At 70.9% G+C, this 19,919-nt stretch carries 18 protein-coding genes; 8 read left to right on the forward strand and 10 right to left on the reverse strand.

What is annotated here, in order from left to right; all coding sequences use genetic code 11:
- Positions 1 to 5: 5 nt before the first annotated feature.
- Together CLV67_RS40925 and CLV67_RS40930 are read right to left on the reverse strand one after the other, a co-directional pair.
- On the reverse strand, positions 6 to 1,556 hold the full coding sequence (locus CLV67_RS40925) for an AAA family ATPase (RefSeq protein ID WP_106328538.1): 1,551 nt from the start codon (positions 1,554 to 1,556) through the stop codon (positions 6 to 8).
- A gap of 21 nt (positions 1,557 to 1,577) precedes the next feature.
- A complete protein-coding gene (locus CLV67_RS40930) occupies positions 1,578 to 3,182 on the reverse strand; it encodes a DUF2079 domain-containing protein (RefSeq protein ID WP_106328540.1) in 1,605 nt (534 codons plus the stop codon).
- 74 nt (positions 3,183 to 3,256) lie between these two features.
- On the opposite strand from CLV67_RS40930, the gene CLV67_RS40935 reads away from it, so the two are divergent.
- Both CLV67_RS40935 and CLV67_RS40940 read left to right on the forward strand, forming a co-directional pair.
- Complete coding sequence (locus CLV67_RS40935; RefSeq protein WP_106328542.1) at positions 3,257 to 3,625, forward strand: DUF2203 domain-containing protein; 369 nt, start codon at positions 3,257 to 3,259, stop codon at positions 3,623 to 3,625.
- Positions 3,625 to 4,182 (forward strand): GNAT family N-acetyltransferase, encoded by a 558-nt coding sequence (locus tag CLV67_RS40940; RefSeq protein WP_106328544.1) that lies wholly within the window; start codon positions 3,625 to 3,627, stop codon positions 4,180 to 4,182. Before CLV67_RS40935 ends, CLV67_RS40940 begins: the two co-directional genes overlap by 1 nt.
- A 244-nt stretch (positions 4,183 to 4,426) precedes the next feature.
- Here the strand turns inward: CLV67_RS40940 and CLV67_RS40945 are convergent, their stop codons facing one another.
- The 3 genes from CLV67_RS40945 to CLV67_RS40955 are packed head-to-tail and all read right to left on the reverse strand — an operon-like array spanning position 4,427 to position 7,892.
- Positions 4,427 to 5,371 carry an SDR family NAD(P)-dependent oxidoreductase gene (locus tag CLV67_RS40945; RefSeq protein ID WP_106328546.1) on the reverse strand — a complete coding sequence of 315 codons (945 nt, stop codon included), beginning with the start codon at positions 5,369 to 5,371 and terminating at the stop codon, positions 4,427 to 4,429.
- Positions 5,372 to 5,421: 50 nt separating this feature from the next.
- Positions 5,422 to 6,546, reverse strand: coding sequence for an NADAR family protein (locus tag CLV67_RS40950; protein WP_106328548.1), 1,125 nt, complete (start codon positions 6,544 to 6,546; stop codon positions 5,422 to 5,424).
- A 26-nt stretch (positions 6,547 to 6,572) separates the two neighbouring features.
- Positions 6,573 to 7,892, reverse strand: a complete 1,320-nt coding sequence (locus CLV67_RS40955; RefSeq protein WP_106328550.1) for an outer membrane protein assembly factor BamB family protein — start codon at positions 7,890 to 7,892, stop codon at positions 6,573 to 6,575.
- A 105-nt stretch (positions 7,893 to 7,997) separates the two neighbouring features.
- On the opposite strand from CLV67_RS40955, the gene CLV67_RS40960 reads away from it, so the two are divergent.
- On the forward strand, positions 7,998 to 9,416 hold the full coding sequence (locus CLV67_RS40960; protein ID WP_106328552.1) for an NAD(P)/FAD-dependent oxidoreductase: 1,419 nt from the start codon (positions 7,998 to 8,000) through the stop codon (positions 9,414 to 9,416).
- On the opposite strand, the gene CLV67_RS40965 is transcribed toward CLV67_RS40960, so the two are convergent.
- On the reverse strand, positions 9,413 to 10,189 hold the full coding sequence (locus tag CLV67_RS40965; RefSeq protein ID WP_106328619.1) for an SAM-dependent methyltransferase: 777 nt from the start codon (positions 10,187 to 10,189) through the stop codon (positions 9,413 to 9,415). The genes CLV67_RS40960 and CLV67_RS40965 overlap by 4 nt on opposite strands.
- A 147-nt stretch (positions 10,190 to 10,336) precedes the next feature.
- Between CLV67_RS40965 and CLV67_RS40970 the strand changes: the two genes are divergently transcribed.
- Positions 10,337 to 10,837 carry a carboxymuconolactone decarboxylase family protein gene (locus tag CLV67_RS40970; RefSeq protein WP_106328554.1) on the forward strand — a complete coding sequence of 167 codons (501 nt, stop codon included), beginning with the start codon at positions 10,337 to 10,339 and terminating at the stop codon, positions 10,835 to 10,837.
- A gap of 87 nt (positions 10,838 to 10,924) precedes the next feature.
- Positions 10,925 to 12,850, forward strand: a complete 1,926-nt coding sequence (locus CLV67_RS40975) for a putative bifunctional diguanylate cyclase/phosphodiesterase (protein ID WP_170154202.1) — start codon at positions 10,925 to 10,927, stop codon at positions 12,848 to 12,850.
- 1 nt (position 12,851) lies between these two features.
- Here the strand turns inward: CLV67_RS40975 and ppk2 are convergent, their stop codons facing one another.
- The 4 genes from ppk2 to CLV67_RS40995 all read right to left on the reverse strand — a co-directional run bounded on the left by ppk2 (position 12,852) and on the right by CLV67_RS40995 (position 17,570).
- Complete coding sequence (gene ppk2 / locus CLV67_RS40980) at positions 12,852 to 13,682, reverse strand: polyphosphate kinase 2 (RefSeq protein WP_106328558.1); 831 nt, start codon at positions 13,680 to 13,682, stop codon at positions 12,852 to 12,854.
- 300 nt (positions 13,683 to 13,982) lie between these two features.
- On the reverse strand, positions 13,983 to 15,035 hold the full coding sequence (locus tag CLV67_RS54610; protein ID WP_106328560.1) for a proprotein convertase P-domain-containing protein: 1,053 nt from the start codon (positions 15,033 to 15,035) through the stop codon (positions 13,983 to 13,985).
- A gap of 355 nt (positions 15,036 to 15,390) precedes the next feature.
- Positions 15,391 to 16,398: a zinc-dependent alcohol dehydrogenase gene (locus CLV67_RS40990; protein ID WP_239166759.1), complete on the reverse strand. Its 1,008-nt coding sequence runs from the start codon at positions 16,396 to 16,398 to the stop codon at positions 15,391 to 15,393.
- On the reverse strand, positions 16,395 to 17,570 hold the full coding sequence (locus CLV67_RS40995) for an MFS transporter (protein ID WP_106328564.1): 1,176 nt from the start codon (positions 17,568 to 17,570) through the stop codon (positions 16,395 to 16,397). The genes CLV67_RS40990 and CLV67_RS40995 overlap by 4 nt, the downstream gene beginning before the upstream one ends.
- Positions 17,571 to 17,755: 185 nt before the next feature.
- Between CLV67_RS40995 and CLV67_RS41000 the strand changes: the two genes are divergently transcribed.
- The 3 genes from CLV67_RS41000 (at position 17,756) to CLV67_RS41015 (ending at position 19,914) form a co-directional block, all read left to right on the forward strand.
- Positions 17,756 to 18,388: a phosphatase PAP2 family protein gene (locus tag CLV67_RS41000; protein ID WP_106328623.1), complete on the forward strand. Its 633-nt coding sequence runs from the start codon at positions 17,756 to 17,758 to the stop codon at positions 18,386 to 18,388.
- 114 nt (positions 18,389 to 18,502) lie between these two features.
- Complete coding sequence (locus CLV67_RS53910; RefSeq protein WP_239166760.1) at positions 18,503 to 19,171, forward strand: PadR family transcriptional regulator; 669 nt, start codon at positions 18,503 to 18,505, stop codon at positions 19,169 to 19,171.
- Positions 19,168 to 19,914 (forward strand): ABC transporter ATP-binding protein, encoded by a 747-nt coding sequence (locus CLV67_RS41015; RefSeq protein ID WP_239166761.1) that lies wholly within the window; start codon positions 19,168 to 19,170, stop codon positions 19,912 to 19,914. The genes CLV67_RS53910 and CLV67_RS41015 overlap by 4 nt, the downstream gene beginning before the upstream one ends.
- Positions 19,915 to 19,919: the final 5 nt, after the last annotated feature.

Raw genomic sequence — 19,919 nt, forward strand, 5'->3', positions numbered from 1 at the left:
GCACCCTATCGTTCGGCCAAACCCCAATTCTCGTCGCCGCTGGCAGAGACCGCGCGTACGCGGGCCCAGTCACGCAGCGCACCGATGCGCTCCGCCTGCGTGACGCTCAACGGGACGATGCTCATCACCGCACGCACCAGATCGTCCCGGCGCAGCGCGCGCCTCTCGGAGTACGCGTCGAACAGCGCCGCCACGACCGCCTGCTCGATCTCGGCCCCGGTGTAACCGTCGGTCAGCCCGGCCAGTTCGGTCAGCATGTCGTCGCCGATCGCGAGCTGCGGCGAGCCGGCCGCCCTCGGGTGACGCATCGCACGCCGCAGATGCACCCGCCACACCGCGGTCCGCTCCGCGCGGCTCGGCAGATCGACGAAGAACGTCTCGTCGAACCGTCCTTTCCGGAGCAATTCGGACGGCAGGCCCTGGGAGTCGTTGGCGGTCGCGGCCACGAACACCGGCAGGCGTTTCTCCTGCATCCAGGTCAGGAACGTGCCGAACACCCGGGTACTGGTGCCGGAATCGCCGCCCGAAGCGCCCGCGAAACCCTTCTCGATCTCGTCGATCCACAGCACGCACGGCGCCAGGGCCTCCGCGACACGCAGCGTGGTCCGCATGTTGTGCTCACTCGACCCGACCAGGCCGGAGAACACCTTCCCGATGTCGAACCGCAGCAGCGGCAGGTTCCAGGCGGCGGCCATCGCCTTCGCGGTCAGCGACTTGCCACATCCCGGCACACCCGTGATCAGCACGCCGCGCGGCGCCGGCAGGCCGTAGTCGGCGGCGTCCGCCAGCCACGATCCGTTGCGTTTGACCAGCCACGACTTCAGCTTCTCCAGTCCACCGACATCCTCCAGGACGACGTCAGCCGAAATGAAATCCAGAAGACCCGACTTTCGTACGATCTGACGCTTCACCTCGTGCACGACATCCAGCCCGGTCAGGTCCAGAACGGGACTGTTCACCATCGCGCGGGCGAAAGCGTTCTCCGCCTCCCTGACGGTCAGCCCCGCCGCCGCGGCCGCGAACCGTTCCAGACCCGACGCGTCGAGGTCGACCCGCAGACGCCCGTTCGACCGGATCATGGCGTCCAGCAGAGCTCGCCGCTCGTCCGCTCCCGGCAGCGGGAAATCGACCATCGTGACGTCCTTGGCCAGTTCCACCGGCAGTTGCGACGTCGGCGACATCAGCACCAGCGTGCGCGGGTGACGGCCGGAGCGGAACGCCTCCGCGATGTCCCGCAGCAGCCGGACCACCTCGGCGTCCTGGAAGTGCGGGTGCAGGTCACGGAACACGAAGACGGCCGGTTCTTCGAGGCGTTGCACGGCCCGTAGCGCGTCGGTGGCCCGGTTCGTGCCGGAACGGGTCTCCCCGCCGGGGTTGACCAGGCCGCCGGTGAGCGTCCACGACCACACCGGCCGCGCGATGCGCACCAGGTCGGTGTGCCCGGCGACCGCGCCGATGCGGTGCAGGGCGCGCTGCTCCTCATACGTCTCCAGGTGCAGCAGCGGGAAGCGCGCCTTCAGCAGCTGGGCGAACGTCTCCGCGAACGGCCTGTCCATCGCCACGGCTCCTCCTCCAGGTCAGCTGGCGGTTCCGGTTCCGCGGATCGGTTGTACGGCCGGGGCGGTGCGTTGCAGGACCACGAGGCGTTTGGACGGGCTGACGTAGATCTGGCGGAAACCCATCTGGTCGAGCTGCGTCTTGATCTGCGGAAGTTCCTTGCGGCCGATCGGGCAGCTCGGGTTCCAGTTGTCGATGATCGCCCAGTCGCCGGAGTCGACATTGGAGCCGATCAGGGTGACCTCGTTCGTCGGGAGCAGTGGGATGAGCAGGTTGTTCGTGGCCCGTACCGTCACGCCTCCGGGAATGAGGGAGAGGGCCTCAGGCGCCTCGCCGACGATGCCCACGTTGTTGAACTCCGGCGCCGTGCCCTGGTACCACTGCACGATCTTGTGGTCGCGGGCGTCCTGGACGGCGAACCAGACGAAGACGGGCGCCGCGATCGCCGCCAGGATCGTGGCGGTCCGCGGGTTCCACCAGGCGCGCTTCGCCGGCGTCTCGACCGGTTCCCCGTCCGGCTTCTCGTCCGGCTTCTCCTCCGGCTCCGCTGCCGGTCTCCTCGGCGGCAGCTGGGGATCGGGGTCCGGGCCCAGGCCGCGGGCCCGGTCGACGAGGCTGCCGATGCGCCGGAAACCGTCGGCGGCCGCAGCGAACAGGATCGGCATGAGGGGCATGTCGTAGTACAGGTCCGACGACCACTGCGTGTCCCGCGACGACAGCATCCGGCTCAGCATGATCGGCACGATCAGCAGGGCGAGCGGCGACGCCAGCGCCGCGAACCCGACCGGGATGAACAGCTGCTGCCAGGTCTCCACCTTCGCCGGCTGGTCGCTCATCAACCCCAGGATCTCCAAGGGATGGGTGAGCATGTACGGGATGCCCGCGAACAGCCCGTCCGCATGAAGGCTGGCCTGGTAGTCCTTGGCGTAGGTGAAGCCGCCCGGGTTGAGGTTCGGGATGATGAACTTCAGTGTCACCACGAACCACACGACGCCCCAGCCGATCAGGAACGCGCCGTGCCGCCACCGCCGGTTGAACAGCGCGTACAGGCCGAGCAGCGCACACATCAGCCCACCGTCCTCCTTGACGGTGACCAGTGCCGCGAAAAGGATCGTCGCCTGCGTCCACTTCCCGGCGAGCATCCGCTCCAGGCCCCAGGCCAGGAACAGCGCGCCGAACATCACCTCGTGCACGGGGAACGCGATGGTGCCGAAGACAGCGTGGCTCGCGAGGTAGGCGAGGAGCATCCCGGAGCCGACGAGGATGCCCCAGCGGCGCCGGAAGATGTGATAGATCGGAATGCCGGACAGACAGATCAGCACGATTTGGGCGTACACCAGGGTGATCGCCTCGTCGTGGATCCAGACCAGCGGCGCCAGGAGTGCGAACGCGGGGGAGAAGTGGTCGCCGAGCTGGACGTATCCCTTGATCGGGACCATCGGCCAGCCGCTGCCCGCCCATCCCTGCACAGCCTGGTAGAAGATGCCGAGGTCGCAGGCACCGACGGTCAGGGCGTCGTACTGCGCCTTCGCCCACTTCGAGTAGAAGACGATGGCGATCGCCACTATCCACCCGGCGGGGGACAGAAGGGTCCGGATCGCCGCGTCCCGCACTTTCACCAGCACGGACGCACAACCTAGTCGATCAGCCGGTGGCCTCGCCGCCGGGCCGGGCCGTGCCGGATGACAGACTCTGGGGCATGGGCCTGTTCACGCTGCAGGAGGCCCGCGCCGAACTGGCCCGCCTCCGCCCGACCATCGCCGAGATCATCACGCTGCGGGCCGACATGGTGGAACTCTCCGCCGCCCTCGTCCCCGGCGGTGCACCGACCGACCTGGGTGGCCTGCCCGAGCGTAAAGCCGTCGAGGCCCGCCTCAACGAGCTGATGACCACCGTCCAGGAGACCGGCGCCGAGCTCAAGGGCATGGCCCCGCTGCTGCTCGACTTCCCGGCCACCCTCGACGGCGTCGACGTCCTGCTCTGCTGGCTCGAGGGCGACGCCGACATCACCTGGTACCACCGCGCCGACCTGGGCTTCGCCGGCCGCCGGCCACTTCAGGAGCCGTGATGCCGCTTCCGTACGCCGACGCCGTGATCACACCCGGGCTACGCTTCCGTACCCTCACCGAGACGGACGCGCCGCTGCTGGTGGAGGCCACCGCCACGGAGACCGCCCCGGCCCTGTGGGGCCCGAATCCGCCCGGGCCCTACACCCTCGCCGACGCCGCTACCGCCCTGCGGGAATGGTCGGACGAACAGGTCTCGTTCGGCCTGCTCGACGGCGACCGGTTGCTGGCCACGTTCGGCCTGATGGCCGAGGCCGAGATCTGCTACTGGACACCGCCCCCGCACCGCGGCAACGGCTACGCGGTCACCGGCCTGCGTTTCCTGGCCCGCTGGAGTCTCGAACAGGCCGGACTCGGGCGAACCTGGCTGGAGATACAACCGGGCAACGAGCCGTCCCTGCGGGTCGCGGAACGCGCCGGCTTCCGCTTCGACCATCTGGCCGCCGGCCACTGTCCCATCTGGGAGGACGGCCGTCTCACCGGCGCCCGCCACGATTGCCTGATCTACGTGTCCTCCGGCTCTCGGACGACCAGCAGTCCCGGCGCGGAGCCGTACTGAGCGATGTGCTGCAACGGCCCGGCGACGGCCGGGTCTGTCCAGCCGCCGGCGCACACCACCCGCCCGGCGGGTGCGCGGCCGTCCGGATCGCGTTCGGGTTCGGGTTCGTCACCGTGTGTTCGGCGCCGTGTCGTCGGCCCGGCGCCCGAGGAGCAGGCCGAGGGCGAGCATGCCGAGTCCGAGGGCCAGGGCCAGGGCCAGCCCAGCCACGCCGTGCGGTGGCAAACGGATGAACTTGCGGCGGTCAGGGCTGACGCGACAGCGCCGTGCCCAGCCACTCACCGAGGCGGCGGCGGGCGCCTCCCCGCCGATAGCCGCCGTGTACCTCGCCGGTGGCCGGGGCGGCGAACAGCGACCCCGGGCCGGGGGGTGCGGCGGCCGGGCCGGTCACGAACCGCGCACTCCACCAGCCGACCACGTTCTCGGTGGCGGCGGGCGCGATGCGATGGGCGACCAGTCCCAGGTGCGACACCACACCGGCGGTGGCCTGACGGCGTGGACGCCGGGCGACTGAGAGGATCTTGGCGGCCAGACGTTCGGGCGCGTACGCGGGCGGGATGGCTCGTAACCGCCGGCCGGAGTGGTTGGCGGCGCGCTGGAAGAACGGCGTGTCGACGGGGCCGGGCAGCACCAGGCCGACCTGGATCCGCGGCTCCCGGGCGACCGCCCGTTGCAGGTTCAGCGCCAGTCCCCGTACCGCGAACTTGCTCATCGAGTAGAGCGGCACCATCGGGTTGGGGAACAGGGACAACAAGCTTCCGACGAAGACGACTGTCCCGTGGCCCTGCTTCCGGAAGGTGGTCAGCGCAGCCCGGGCGCACAGCGTGGTGCCGAGCACGTTGGTGTCGATGAGGCGGCGGATCTCGTCCACGGTCTCGGAGCCCAGCTGCCCGGCGATCCCGACGGCCGCCGCCTCGATCCAGACGTCGATGCGCCCGAACCGCTGGACCGCCGAGTCGGCCAGCCGCTCGACCGCCTCCGGATCGGCGATGTCGGTCGGTACGACCAGCACCTTCGCGCCCTTGGCCGAACAGTCGATCTCCACCTCGGCGAGCGCCTCCGCGCCGCGGGAGGCGAGGACCAGCGAGGCCCCTTCGGCGGCGAAGGCCAGCGCGGTGGCGCGGCCGATCCCGCTGGATGCACCCGTGACCACGACCACGGAGTCACGGAAGCTTGCGTGCCGGACCATCAGACCTCCCACGAAGCGGCTCGTGACAGGTCTACCCACCGTCGCGGCGATCACTCCCCGGGCAGGGGGATCCCCGTCTCGCGGGCCGCCAGTTCGGAACGGACGACCTCCAGCAGCCGTCCGATCCAGTTGCTGCCGTGCTTGCCGGGGGACGTCCAGTAACCCGACCCGAGCGTGGCGCAGAGGATGCGTGCGTCGCCGGTGGCGAGCAGGGTGCGCGCCATGTCCGGATGCTGCTCGAACTTCGCCCGCATCAGCCGTGTCATGACCGCGAGGCGGGCGGCGGGCCAGCCGGGGCGGCGCGGTGCCTGCTCGGCGAGTTCGACGACGTCGTACGTGTCCGCGGCCGCCGCGATACGGTCGTGCCACGCGGGGTCGCCGGTGGACAGGGCCCAGTAGGCGTGGGTGACGGTCGGATATGTTCTGCCGTCCACGGTGATGCTCGCCGGGTAGCCGTTCTGCAGGACGCCGTTCTCCGGATGGTCCTGCCGGCCGGTGTAGATGGTCAGCGACGCCGTTTCGGGGTGGTCCGGACCGTCGGCCGGGATCCGTGTGATCGCCTGGACCCGGTGGGTCTCCATGTCACGGAAGTACGCGACGGCCTCCGCGTGCATCTCCGCGGTGGCGATCTCGTCGTCGTAGTGGTCCTCGACGAGGTCACCGATCGCCGTCGCGAGGACCTTCAGCGGCCAGTCGCGGTTGTCCATGTCGCCGAGGGCGTAGACGCGCAGGTGCCCGGGGATGGCCAGGTAACCCTCGCGGACGCGCAGCCGGTTCTCCTCGGTGCTGTCGGCCAGATAGGCCCGCACGGCCTCCATGCAGCGGCCGGTCGAGTCGGGCCGGTCGTTGAGCCGGTCGATCTCGTCGGCGACCTCGGCCAGCAGCATCTCCGCGTCCATCGCGGAGGTGGCCTCGGCGAACCGCCACCGGGCGACGTGGTGTGCCGACGCCCAGGCGCCGTCCTGCAGGCTGGTGGCCACCCGGCCCGAGGAGAGCAGCTGCGCCAGCCCTCGGAGGTCGGTGAGCCCGCCGGTACCGGTGTCGATGGCCCCGTCGGCGTAGACGACCAGGTCGGCGAGGTAGTAGTTGTCCCCGTTGCGGACGAAGACGTGCCGCCAGGTGCCGTCGACCTGCCGGCCGTCGGCGTCGCGGTAGGCACGGCGCGATCGTGTCACCGCGGCACGGTACCCCAGAGTGATCGTCAGAACGTCAGCATGTGCTGCTTGAGGCGGCCGGCCGCCGCGCCCTGGCCGGTCGACACCATGGCCCAGCCGTCGCCGAGGGCGGTCAGCCAGCCACCGCGGCGGGCCAGCTGCTGCCCGGTCCGCGCGTCGAGGATCAGCACGTACGGCCGGTCACCGGTCGCGCCCATCACCGCGACCAGGTCGCCGCTGACGGCCGACTCCCAGCTGGCCGACGTGCCGGGCAGGCCGGGGTCCGGCACGGTCCACAGTCGCCGGCCGTCGGTCATGTCGAGCAGCGACACGGGGCCGGTCTCGGCGTTGTCGCGGACCAGCAGGTGCCGGTCGTCGCCGGCGATCGGGACGCCCGGTTCTTCGGTGGTCCAGCGGGTCTTGCCGGTGGTGAAGTCGGTCAGGGTGGTGCGACCGTCTCGGGTCACCGAGGCCACGTTCGCGCCGGAGCCGAGCATGACGGTTCCGGACCACCCCTCGCTGAGCCGCTTGTGGCAGGCGTCGTCTGCGCGGCGGCCGCTGTAGACCGCGCCGCTCCAGGCCGGCTCGCCGGTGCGGCCGTCGACCGCTGTCACGGCGACCGTGCAGTCGTCGTCACCGCGTGGCGGATCGTGGTCGGTGGCGACCACGATGTCTCCGGCGGCCACCAGGTACCAGGCCCGCGTCTCGACCCGGCCGGAAAGCAGGCGCCCGGTGGCGGTATCGAGCAGGGCGCCTCCGGAGCCGGTCGCGACCGGCAGGTACGCGGTCGGCGCCGGGGCGAGTGGCCGCCGCCCGCCGATCACGTCGCTCTGCAGGGAGTAGTCCGGGTTCTTCACCGACCAGAGCGTGGTGCCGTCGGTGACCCGGTGCTTGGCGGTGACGCAGACATCGGCCGGTTCGCGCCGGTCGGGGCACGAGTCGACGTAGAGCGCGTCGTCACGGGCGACCAGGAGTGCCGGATCCTTCGTCGACCAGGCGACGCTGCCGGTGGACGGGTCGACGACGTCGACCGGGCCGTTCCGGCCGCTCTGCACCACGGCCATGCCGCCGGCGACCGTGAGGGTGGTGTCCTCGGCGACGTAGGGCAGTTGCCAGCGCCGGGCCCCGTCGGTGGCGTTCAGGCCGAGCAGCGACTCACCGTCGAGCACCACGGCGGTGCCGGCGACGACCCACGCGTCCCGTGTCCCGTTCCTCGTGTCGATGGTCCAGGCGATCGTGCCCCCGTCCCCGTCCGGGGCCTTCGGGTCGTCATCGGAGCGGACGCTGAGCGCCATGGCTGCGAGCGAGGCGAGAGAGATGACGACGACGGCCGCCGTCGCCCACAGGAAAGCTCGTTTCGCCGGCACCGCGCCACCCTATCGTCGGTCGTCGAGTCCTGCGGATCGCAGGCGACAGCGGTACTTTTCGATCAGTCGATATCGTCAAGGTTCCTAACTGCCACGGGGGCGTACATGTTCGCAGCTGGTCGCTTCGCCGCGGTCTCGGCATCCGAGCCGCCGACCGACACCAGAATCCTCTTCCGGCGGGCGATCGTGCTCGGCGGCAGCGTCGCCGGGCTGATGGCCGCCCGTGTCCTCAGTGATCACGCCGACGAGGTGCTGATCATCGACCGGGACGATCTGGCGGCACTGGCGATCCCCGACGACCGGATCGCCGCGGACCCGGTCACGTCGATCGGCCCTCGGCCCGGTGTGCCGCAGGGCAGCCAGGTGCACGCGTTGCTGCCGTCCGGCCAGATCCAGCTGGAGCGCTGGTTCCCCGGGTTCAACGAGGAGGCGCTCGAGGCCGGCGCGGTGAACCCGCCGCCGGACACGAACCGGTTCTACATGGACGGTGAGCTCCGTGACGAGCCGCCGTCCGGCCCCGCGGCGCAGGCACTCATCTCGAGCCGGCCGTTCCTGGAGGCGCTGATCCGTCATCGTGTGCTGGCGCGCGCGAATGTGCGTACCGCAAAGGGAAGGGCCGAAGGCCTGCTCTTGACCGGCGACGCCGTGACCGGGGTGCGTTTCGTCCCCGACGGCTCGTCCGAACCGGTCGAGGAGCGCGCCGACTTCGTGGTCGACGCCACCGGCCGGTCGAGCCGTCTCAGTGACTGGCTGGAGGCCGGCGGCTTCGTCCGGCCGCCGATGCAGCGCATGGCGATCAAGCTGAACTACGCGACCGCCCTCTTCCGCCGCCCCGAGCAGGCCGACGTGTGGACATGCATCTCGGTCGCCAATCCGGGGCCCGGCCGGACCGCGCGGATCGGCGGTTTCACCCCGATCGAGGGTGGCCGGTGGACGATGCTGGTGTCCGGTTACGCCGACGACCGTCCGAGCCGGGACGCCGCCGAGTTCCGCCGGCGGTGCGTGGAGGACTTCCCGGACGAGTTCGGCGAGGTCGCGACGGGTGCCGAGCCGGCCGGTGACGTCGTCACCTATCACCAGGCCGACAGCCGTCGCCGCGATTTCCACCGGCTGCGTCGTTTCCCGGCCCGGCTGGTCGCCGCCGGCGATGCGGTGGCTTCCTTCAATCCGGTGTACGGGCAGGGCATGACCTCGGCGATGCTGCACGCCTCGTGCCTGTCGAAGTATCTGCGCGGCAACCCGCGCCTGAACCGGCCGGCGCGCTCGTACTTCGCCGACGTGAAGGTCGTGGTCGACGCCGCCTGGCAGATCTCCACCATGGCCGACCTGGCGCTGCCGCACGTCGACGGGCCGTACCCGCGCGGTTACCGGCTCCTGCAGTGGGCCAGCGGCCTGATCTTCAAGGCGTCGATGCGCGACCACCGGGTCAGTCAGCGGCTCAACCGGGTGACCACGATGCTCGCGCATCCGAGCTCGCTGGCCAGCCCCGGTCTCCTGCTGCGCGCGCTGACCGCCCGCGGCTAGGACGTCCGGGCGACCGCGCCATATCCGGTGGCCTCGGCCGGGGTGGGCCGGGGTCCGGGCTGCGGCCGCCAGTCGGAGACCGAGACGATACCCGGCTCCAGCACGTCGAGCCCCTCGAAGAAGCGGGCTACGTCGGCGAACGGGCGTGGGCTGAACAGCGGCCTGATGTTCTTGTTCACCGCGTCCATGGCGGCGATCGTCTCGGCGTCCAGCGGGTCGAACGTCGCATGCGACAGCACCAGGTAGCTGCCGTCGGGCAGGGCGTCGACCAGATGCCGCACGACCGCCCACGGGTCCTCGTGGTCCTCGACGAAATGCAGGACCGCGACCATGAGCAGGGCGATCGGCTGCGAGAAATCCAGCGTGCTGCGCAGTGCCGGATCGGCGAGGATCCTCTCGGGGTGGCGCGCGTCGGCGTCGATGTAGGCGGTCGCGCCCTCCGGTGAGCTGTTCAGCAGCGCCCGGGCGTGGACGAGCACCAGCGGGTCGTTGTCGACGTAGACGATCCGGGACTCGGGGGCGATCCGCTGCGCCACGTCGTGCACGTTGTCCGCGGTCGGCAGGCCGGTGCCGATGTCCAGGAACTGCCGGATGCCCGCCTCGGCGGCGAGGTGGCGCACGGCTCGCTGCATGAAGGCACGGTTCTCACGCGCGGCCGTGCGGATGTGCGGGAAGACCGCGGCGATGGCCTCGGCCGCGTCCCGGTCTGCCTGGAAGTTGTCCTTGCCGCCGAGCCAGTAGTCATACCGTCGCGCCGGATGCGGCCTGGTCATGTCGAGGCGGGCCGCGACGTCCGAGCTGTCGGTACTCACCGGGATCTCCCTGTCCTCCGTGACTGAGACGGCAGAGTCTACGAGATCCGTTGCAACCGCTGACCGAACGGATGTGGATATCTGCCGCTGTCCGTGATGACGTGAAGTGTGCCGCACATCGATCTTCCGCCGCTGCCCGGAATCGCCGGACTGCTGGCCGGCTACCCACAGACCGCCGGACCGCTCAACAGCCTCGCCGAGACCCTGTTGCGGGGTCCCTCACCGCTCACCCCGGGGCAACGCGAGACCATCGCCGCGTACGTCTCCCGTCGTAACGAATGTACCTTCTGCGCCGAGACGCACGGCGCCGTGGCCAGGCAGCTGGGCAGAGGCGACGACGATTCCGGCCCGCTGATGACCGCGTTGCTGGCCATCGCCGACAAGGTCCGCGCCGACGGCCGCTCGGTGACCGCCGACGACGTCGCCGCGGCCCGCGCCGCCGGAGCCGATGACCGCACCGTTCACGACACCGTGCTCATCGCCGCGGCGTTCAGCATGTTCAACCGCTACGTTGACGGACTCGGTACCCTCACTCCGGTCGATCCCGGCGACTACGAGCGCCACGCGCACGCTCTCGCCGAGCACGGATATCTGCGGCCGCCGGTTTGAAGCCGGCCGGGTGTCATCTCTCGGCGGTCGCTGCCGATGGTCACGGGGAGGTAGTTCTATCGGGAGGTGATGGTGGGCTCGGCGCGGATGGCTTCGTGGTGGCTGGTCGGCGTGTTCGCCGTCGTCCTGGCCGGCCTGTCCGGCTATGCGGTGTTCGGTAGCTCGCGTCAGGCCGGCATCGTCACGGAACTCGCCGACGACAGCGCCGACACCGACGCCTACCAGGATGCCGCCTACCTGATCAGCTGGGAGATGGCGCTGATCCAGGCGTCGCTGCGTGAACCCGACGGCGAGGAACGCGAGGAGCTCCCCGCCGTTCATGAGCAGGCACAGCGGGCCATGGAGCACATGGCGAACGTCGACACCGAGAATGAGCAGCTCACCTCCGCGCTCGTGGAGGCTCACCGCAGCATGAAACCGGACATCGCCTCGTACCTGAGGTCGATCGATCAGGGCGACATGGAGACCGCGGAGGCGACGCTCGAAGGGTCGATCGAACCCGCGGCCACGACGATCATGGCCTCGGTGCTGGCCGAGCGGCAGCATCACATGGGTGACCACGCCGCGAAGCAGTCGGCCGGCCAGCGCGAGTCGCGGCGGCTGCTGTGGGGCAGCGGGCTGGGCTTCGCGTTGAGCCTGATCGTGCTCGTGCTGTTCGGGTACTCGGCACGCAAGCACCGGCGTCAGGTGGAGACGACCGCCGCCACCGACCCGCTGACCGGCCTGCCCAACCGCACCGCGTTCAGCGCCCGGACCCGCGGTGCGCTCGCCGAGACCGCCAGCCACCGTCGCCGCCGGGACGGGTCCGGGCGGGGCCGCGTCACCGTGCTGGTGGTCAACCTCGACGGCTTCCGTGACGTCAACGAGCAGCTCGGCCACCGCATCGGCGATCTGCTGCTCACCCACGTCAGCCGTCGCCTGCGGGCCTCGGTCCGGGAGCAGGACTTCGTGGCGCGGCTCGGTGGTGACGAATTCGCCGTCCTGCTGCGCGACGCCGACCCGGCCGTCGGGGAGGACATCGCCGGCCGGCTGACCGGAGCTTTCGGCGACCCGTTCGTCATCGACGACCTCACCGTCGACCTCGAGGTCAGCATCGGCGCCGCCACGGCCGGACCCGGCGAGGACGTGCCGACCGTGCTGCGGCACGCCGACTCCGCCATGAATCGGGCCAAGCAGCAGCGCCTGGGATTCCGCCGATTCACCACGGACCACACCGGCGACGACACCAGCGCCCGGCTGACCCTGCTCGGTGACCTGCGCCGGGCCCTGGACACCGGCGACGAGATCACCCTTCACTACCAACCCAAGATCGATATCGGTACGGGTGAGCTGGCCGGAGTCGAGGCGCTGGCCCGCTGGCACCACCCGGCCAAGGGCCCCATCTCACCCGGCGAGTTCATCCCGGTCCTGGAGGCCACCACCCTGATCCACCGGTTCACCCACCAGGTGCTGACCCAGGCGCTGAGGCAGGCCCGCACGTGGCTCGACGCCGGCCACCGGATCCCGGTAGCCGTCAACATCTCCACCCGGACACTGCTGGACACCGCGTTCCCCGAACGGGTCGCCGAGCTCCTGCGGCAGACCGGCGTGCCCGGCGACCAGCTCTGCATCGAGGTCACCGAGCACAGCGTCATGAACGACCCGGACACCGCCATCGAGACACTCAGGCGCATCCGCGTGCTCGGCGTGAAGACGTCCATCGACGACTACGGCACCGGCTACTCCTCGATGACGTACCTGCGGCTGCTGCCGCTGGACGAACTCAAGATCGACCGCTCGTTCGTCAAGGACGTCGCGACCGACCACGGCAGTCTGGCGCTGGTCGCGTCCACCGCCGAACTCGGCCACACCCTCGGGCTCAGAGTCGTGGCGGAGGGCATCGAGGACGCGGAGACGCTGGACGCGCTGCGGGCGGTCGGCTGCGACCTGGCCCAGGGCTTCCACCTGGCCCGCCCCATGGCCGCGTCCGACCTGACCGCCGTCATTGCGCGGCACGCGCCCGTGGCGGCGTGACTCACCCTTCGCCGAACGGCGTGGGGATGCGCCGCAGCGGCAGGTCCGGTTCGCGGTAACCGTCCGCCTTCTGGCGCTTCGGCAGCCTGATGTCGCGCGGCTTGAGCGGCTCGTACGGCACCTGGCTCAACAGGTGGCTGATGATGTTGAGACGGGCCCGCTTCTTGTCGTCGGTGTTCGCGACGTGCCACGGCGCCCACGGGGTGTCGGTAGCGGCCAGCATGGCGTCCCTGGCCCGGGAGTAGTCGTACCAGTGGCTGTACGACTTCAGGTCCATGTCGGACAGCTTCCACACCTTGCGCGGGTCGTGGATGCGGCTCTCCAGGCGCCGGGTCTGCTCGTCCGCGCTGACCTCCAGCCAGTACTTGAGCAGCAGGATCCCGGAGTCCGTCATCGCCTTCTCCCAGGCCGGCACGGTGTCCAGGAACCGCTCGGTGTCCTCCGGGCTGCAGAACCCCATCACCGGCTCCACGCCGGCCCGGTTGTACCAGGACCGGTCGAAGATCACGACCTCCCCGCCGGCCGGGTAGTGGGCCATGTACCGCTGCGCGTACATCTGGGTGCGCTCGCGCTCCGACGGCGTGGGCAGGGCGACCACCCGGAACACACGCGGGCTCACCCGCTCGGTGATGCGCTTGATCGTGCCACCCTTGCCGGCGGTGTCACGGCCCTCGAACACCACACAGATCTTCGCCCCGGTGTCCTTCACCCACTCCTGCATCGCGACCAGCTCACCGTGCAGGCGGCGCATCTCGTCCTCGTACACCTGCCGCTTCATCCTGGCGACCGGGGCCTGGTCACCCTTCGCGCGGTGCTTCTCCTTCTTCGACATGGCCTCGTCTCCGCTTCCTGGCTCAGACAGCGCCGCCGGCCCGAACCGCCACCACCGGACGGGCCGCCACCGTCGCAGTCTCGCCCTGCCCGGCAGAGGCCGCCTCATCCGCCCGGAATGACAAACGCCCTCCTCACATGCGGGAATCCGGCGTCCGATCAGGCGGCCGCCCGTTCCCGGCGGGCGATCCCCGCCGCTCGATGGTTACGGCAACGGCGTCAAGGGCCGGCCGGCGGCGCGGTTCCTCTCGTGCCGCCCCGGATTGACGCTCCTCGCCTCCGAACCGCGGTGAGGTGGGCGTCAGACGGTGAGGGTCCAGGTGTTGAGGTATCCGGCGTCGCCGGAGTAGTTGTCCCGGACGCTGAGTCGCCAGGTGCCGTTGGCGGACTCGGCCGACAGGTTCGCCGTGTACGTGGTGATCACGTTCGCCGCGCTGTCGGAGCTGCTCGCTGGTTTGAGGACGTAGTAGGTGTTGTCGGGCGCGTACAGGTAGATCGACACGTCACCGCGGAACGGGTGGACGATGTTGACGTAGATCGCCGACGCCGCCGAGGCGGTGCTCCGTGAGCAGCCGGAGATGGTGATGGTGCTGGTCACCGCGGATCCGCCGTCGGGGATCGTGACGTCGGTGCCGTTGGACGCCGAGCAGGTGCCGCCGGTCGGCGGGCTCGTGGTGCCGCCGCCGATCACCGTGTCGACCGTGACCGTGCTGTTCGTGCAGGCGGCGGCGTACGTGGTCAGCGCACTCTTCTCGGCCGTGTCGACCGTCAGGGCCCAGCGCGTCTTCACGGCGGTCCACTCGGTGACGTACCGGCAGCGGACACCGGTCAGCGACGGTATCCATTCGGCGGGGTCCTGGTCGCTCTTGGACTGGTTGACGTTGTCGGTCACCGCGACCAGGCTGCGCACGTCGCCCAGGTCGTTGGCGAACGACTGCCGCTGCGCGGAGGTCCAGTTGCGGGCGCCGGAGTCCCACGCCTCGGCCAGCGGGACGAGGTGGTCGATGTCCAGGTCGGCGGGGTCGGTCCAGGCGGCGCCGTCGTAGTAGGACAGCCAGCGGCCGCCGCTGAGCGCGCACCCGGAACCGACGGTGGGCTTGGTGGCTGCCTCGGCGATCAGCACCTCGTAGCGGGTGTTGCAGCCGTCGCCGTCAGCGTCGATCCAGTGGTTGAACAGGTCACGGTCGTAGCCGGTGCGTATCTCGGCGGCCACCGGCAGGTTGGCGACCATGGTGCGCAGCGGCTGCGAGACCGTCGCCGCCTGCGCCGGTCCGGCGGCGGTGACGACAGCGATCAGGCCGCCGGACAGGACACCGGCAGCTGTGATGGCCAGGGCGATTCGTTTCCGGATCATGGGGGTCTCCGGGTCATTCGGGGGACTTTCTGCGATTCTCGGCCCGCCGAGTGCCCGTTTCACATTCAGAGACGCAAATGTTTCATGCCGGTCGGGTCATCGGCTCCGTGGTATGTCACGGTCCGCCGGCAGCTCGCCCGGATTCTTGTCGTACGGGTGCGCCAGCCTTCGGTCGCTGCTGAAGAAGGCCGTGGGGTGAGCGCGACGGCAGCCCGCTCCCGGCGGGCTGCCGTTCCGGCCCCGTCAGCCCTTGCGGCCGTCGAAGGCCTTGGCCTGACAGGCGAGGTCGAGGGCCTCGTCCGGCGCGGAGTCCCACCGGGTGGGAACGGGAACGGCTACCCGCGGTGCCCTGACATCAGGCCGCCGGGTCTATCAGCACCTTGGGGCCCGGCCCCGCCGACGCGGGACGATCACCGGCCAGCACCGCGGCGGCCTGCTCGAGGGAAACGGTCGCCGCCACGAGCGGGCGGGGATCGACGGCACCGGACGCGAACGCGGCGATCGCCGGAGCCAGCCCGGCAGACGCACCGAGGATCCCGACGGCGGTGACATCCTTCAGCACGGCGTCCCGGGTGTCGATGAGGCTCGGCGTGCCCGACAGGCCGATGCAGACCACCCGGCGACCCGGCTCCACCAGGTCCACGGCGAGTCCCGGCATCGACGGCGCGTTGGTGGCGTCGACCACCGCGTCCCACGGCAGATCCGGCAGCGAGTCCCGCGTCCACGACCGTGCGAAACCCAGCGACAGCGCGAAGTCCAGCTCCTGGCCGAGCAGGTGCACCTCGAGGCCCCGGCCTCGCGCCAGCATCGCCGTGAGCAGGCCGATCGTGCCCGTACCCAGCACCAGCAGCCGCTCGCCGGGCTCCAGCGCGGCGGCGTCGACGCAGCGTTGAGCGTTCCCGGCCGGCTCGACCAGCGCGCCCGCGGTCGCGTCCACGGTGTCCGGCAGCGCGTGCAGGTAGGCGGCCGGGAACGCCAGCCGCTCCGCCAGCGCGCCCGCGAGCCCGTCCCTGATGCCCAGCTCGTGCCGGTCCGGGCAGACGTGGTGACGACCCGAGCGGCAGCGGCGGCAGTGACCGCAACCGATCATCGTGTCGCCGGTGACCCGGCGGCCCAGCCACGACCCGTCCACGTCCGGGCCCACCTCGCGGACCGTGCCCGACCACTCGTGACCGGGCCGCAGCGGATAGGACGAGACGCCGCTGTGCAGATAGCTCATCTCACCGGTGAACAGCTCCACATCGGTGCCGCACACGCCCGCCCGCGCGACCTCGATCACCACCTGGCCCGGCCCGGCGACCGGCACCGGAACCCGCAGTACCTCCGCCTTGCCGGGCCCGGTGAGCACCAACGCGCGCATCATGATCGCGATCCTAGAGTCTGCCCTCGCGGTACGCGGCCGGCCGCCAGCCCGGCAACGGCCTGCAGCACCCCGAGGACCACGACCATGACGAGGGTCGCCCGCCACGCCCCGGTCCGCTCGGCGAGCACCCCCGCCGCAACCGGCCCGCCGGCCGCCAGCAGATACCCGAGCGACTGCGCCATCCCCGACAACCGGGTCGTCTCGGCCGACGTACGCCCACCCAGGCTGATCAACGTCAGTGCCGCGACCAGCGAGGCACCCTGCCCCAGCCCGGCGATCGCCGCCCACAGCACCGCGAGCCCCGGCGCCAGCAGCAGCCCGGCCACCGCCACGATCACCGGAAGACTGGCCACGAGCGCCCCGAGCGACCGGCGCCCCGGCTCCCGCAGCAGCACCGGAATCGCCAGCCCGCCGAGGATCCCCATGCCCTGGAACACGAACAGGTGCACGCCCGCTGTCCGCTCCGACACCCCACCGGCGATCTCGATCGTCGGCAGCCACGTGACGAACACGTAGAAGCAGGTCGACTGCAACCCCATGAACGCCGTGATCAGCCACGCCCGCGGCTGCCGCCACACGGCCACGTCACCGCGCGGCCCGCCCGTCTCGATCACCGCCGGTCCACGGGCCCGGGGCGCCCAGGCCGCCGCGACGACCAGTGCCAGTCCCGCCCACAGCGCGAGCGAGAGCCGCCAGTCGACGGCGTCCGCCACCGGAACCGCGATCGCCGAGGCCAGCGACGCCGACACGGTGATGAACGCGGTGTAGAACCCGGTGGCCCGCGACACGTCGGCCGCATAGTCGCGCTTGACGATCGCCGGGACCAGCACGTTGCCCACCGCGATCGCGCACCCGATGATCAGGGTCCCGGCCCACAGCCCCGCGTGCCCCGAATAGGACCGGGCCAGCGTCCCGGCGGCGAGCACCAGCAGCGCCACCAGCACCGCCCGTTCCATCCCGAGCCGCCCGGAAACGCGATGCACCTGCGGCGACACCAGCGCGAACGCCAGCAGAGGCAGCGCGCCGAGCAGCCCCTGGGCGGCCTCACCGAGCCCTTCGGTGGCGCTGATCTGCGGAAGCAGCGGTCCCACCGCGGTGATGGCGGGCCGCAGGCAGACGGCGACGAGGAAGATCGTCGCAGCCGCCGAGACGGCTGGAAGTAAGCGCTTCATCGCGGGTGAGCCTCTTACGCCCGACTTCCCAAGGTCAAGATCCTCATATGGTACGGCCGCGCGCACCCACCGTGCCGCCACCGTGCTCCGGCTGTCTTGTGGGCCGGTTTCGCTGGTCGCGTAGTGCGAACGCGGGAGAGGACTGCGCCGGTGGGACGGCTCGGCGATTTGCAATGATCGACGTCATGGCGACGTCGAGCACCGAGCGGATCCCGGCGGCCGAGCGGGTCGGGGTGACCGACCGGGCCGCCCGGCTGCTCACCGAGATCCTGTCACCGGCGGTGCTGGTGGCCACGGTTCTCTTCGCGGTGGCCTGGGCGTCGGCGGAGTCACCGATGTCGGCGCTCGTCATGGGCGTCATCGCGGCGGCAGCGGCCAGCTTCCTGCCGATCGCCTACATCCTGCACGGTGTCCGGCGCGGTGCCTGGACCGATCGGCACGTCGGCGTTCGAGCCCAGCGGACCCTGCCCATGCTGGTGTGTCTCGGCTCGACCGCTTCGGGAACGCTGGCCCTGGCCGCGGTCGGTGCTCCCCGCGACCTGCTCGCCCTGATCGCGTGCATGGCCGCGGCACTGGTCGTGGCCACCCCGATCACGCTGCTGGCGCACTGGAAGATCTCGATCCACTCACTGGTGGCGGCGGGCACCGCGGTCACCTTCACCGTCGTCTTCGGCTGGGCGCTGCTGTTCACCTGGCCACTGGCCGCGGCGGTCGGCTGGTCGCGCGTCCACCTGCGGGACCACACCGCTGCCCAGGTGCTCGCCGGAGCCCTGGTCGGTGCCTGCGCCACCGGCCTGCTCTACCCCGCGCTGCGCTGACCCCCGAGCCGGAGGCCGAGTAGCCGGCCGGGTCCGGCGCCGCTACGAGCCGACAGATGCCTTGACCCCTACATGGATAACCGTTATCTATTGAGATAACGGTTAGGGGGTGTCATGCGTCAGGAAGTGGTTCTGGCGATGTTGGCCAAGGAGCCATCGCACGGATATGAGCTGCGTGCTCGCCTGCGGGACGCACTGGGCCCGCTCGGTGAGGGCATGAACGCCGGGCAGATCTACGTGACGCTGACCCGCCTGGAGAAGGCGGGCCTGCTCGTCGTCGAGGTCGACGACCGGCCGGCGAACGAGACCCGGGAGGGAAAGGGTGACCGGCCGGCGAACGAGACCCGGGAGGGGAAGGGCGACCGGCCGGCAAGCGAGACCCAGGAGGGGAAGGGCGACCGGCCGGCAAACGAGACCCAGGAGCGGCGCGGCGACCGCGGCGACCGCGGTGACCGCAAGGTCTACTCGCTGACCGCCGAAGGGCAGCAGCGGGTCGCCGAGTGGATCTCCGAGGTCGCCTGGCCGCGGCCGGATCTCGCGGAGTTCCACCTCAAGCTGGTCGCCGCCGCGGCGGCGGGGCTCGCCGACCCGCTGACCGTCGTCGACACGCAGCGGCGGGAGTTGCTCCGCAGGCTGCGGGACGCGCAGCGGGCCGTGCTGGCCGAGCCCGCCGGTTCGCGGGCCGCGTTGCTGCTGGAGGGCGTCGTGCTGCGGCTGCAGGCGGATCTGCACTGGCTGGAGGTCTGCGACAGACATTGGACGCAACGGAGGAGCGGATCGTGAGCACCACAACGGGGACGTCACTGGTTCGTGCGTCGGGACTGCGCAAGGAGTACGGCCGAGGCACCGGCCTGCTCCGCGCCGTCGACGGTGTGGACCTGGACGTGGAGCGCGGCGAGACGGTGGCGGTGATGGGGCCGAGCGGCTGCGGCAAGTCGACGCTGCTGCATCTGCTCGGCGGGCTGGACCGGCCGTCGGGCGGTGAGGTGTGGCTGGACGGCGCACGGATCGACGGCCTGGGGGAGAAGGCGCTGGCCCGGCTGCGGCGGTCGGCCGTCGGGTTCGTCTTCCAGTCGTTCCACCTCATGGAGGAGCTGACCGCGGTCGAGAACGTCGAGTTGTCCGCACTGCTGGCCGGCCGCTCACCGCGCGAGTCGCGGCGCCGTGCCGCGGAGTTGCTCGACCGGGTCGGGCTGGGGAGCCGGGCGGGCGCGCTGCCGTCGGAGCTCTCCGGTGGTCAGCGGCAGCGGGTCGCGGTGGCCCGCGCGCTGGTCAACGAACCGGCCGTGGTGCTGGCCGACGAACCGACCGGCAACCTGGACAGTGTCGCCACCCTCGACGTGCTGCAGCTCTTCGACGACCTGCACAGGGCCGGGCAGACCCTGATCATCGTGACCCATGACGCGCGGATCGCGGCGACCGCCGACCGGCTGCTGACCATGCGGGACGGCGTGATCGTCGACGAGACCCGGCTGACCGGTGGCTCCACCGGCCGGCTGGGCGCGCTCGCCGGGCTGGAGGACTGAGCGCC

Origin of the sequence: Actinoplanes italicus (assembly GCF_003001815.1) — a bacterium.
In the GTDB taxonomy this organism is placed as follows: Bacteria; Actinomycetota; Actinomycetes; order Mycobacteriales; family Micromonosporaceae; genus Actinoplanes; species Actinoplanes italicus.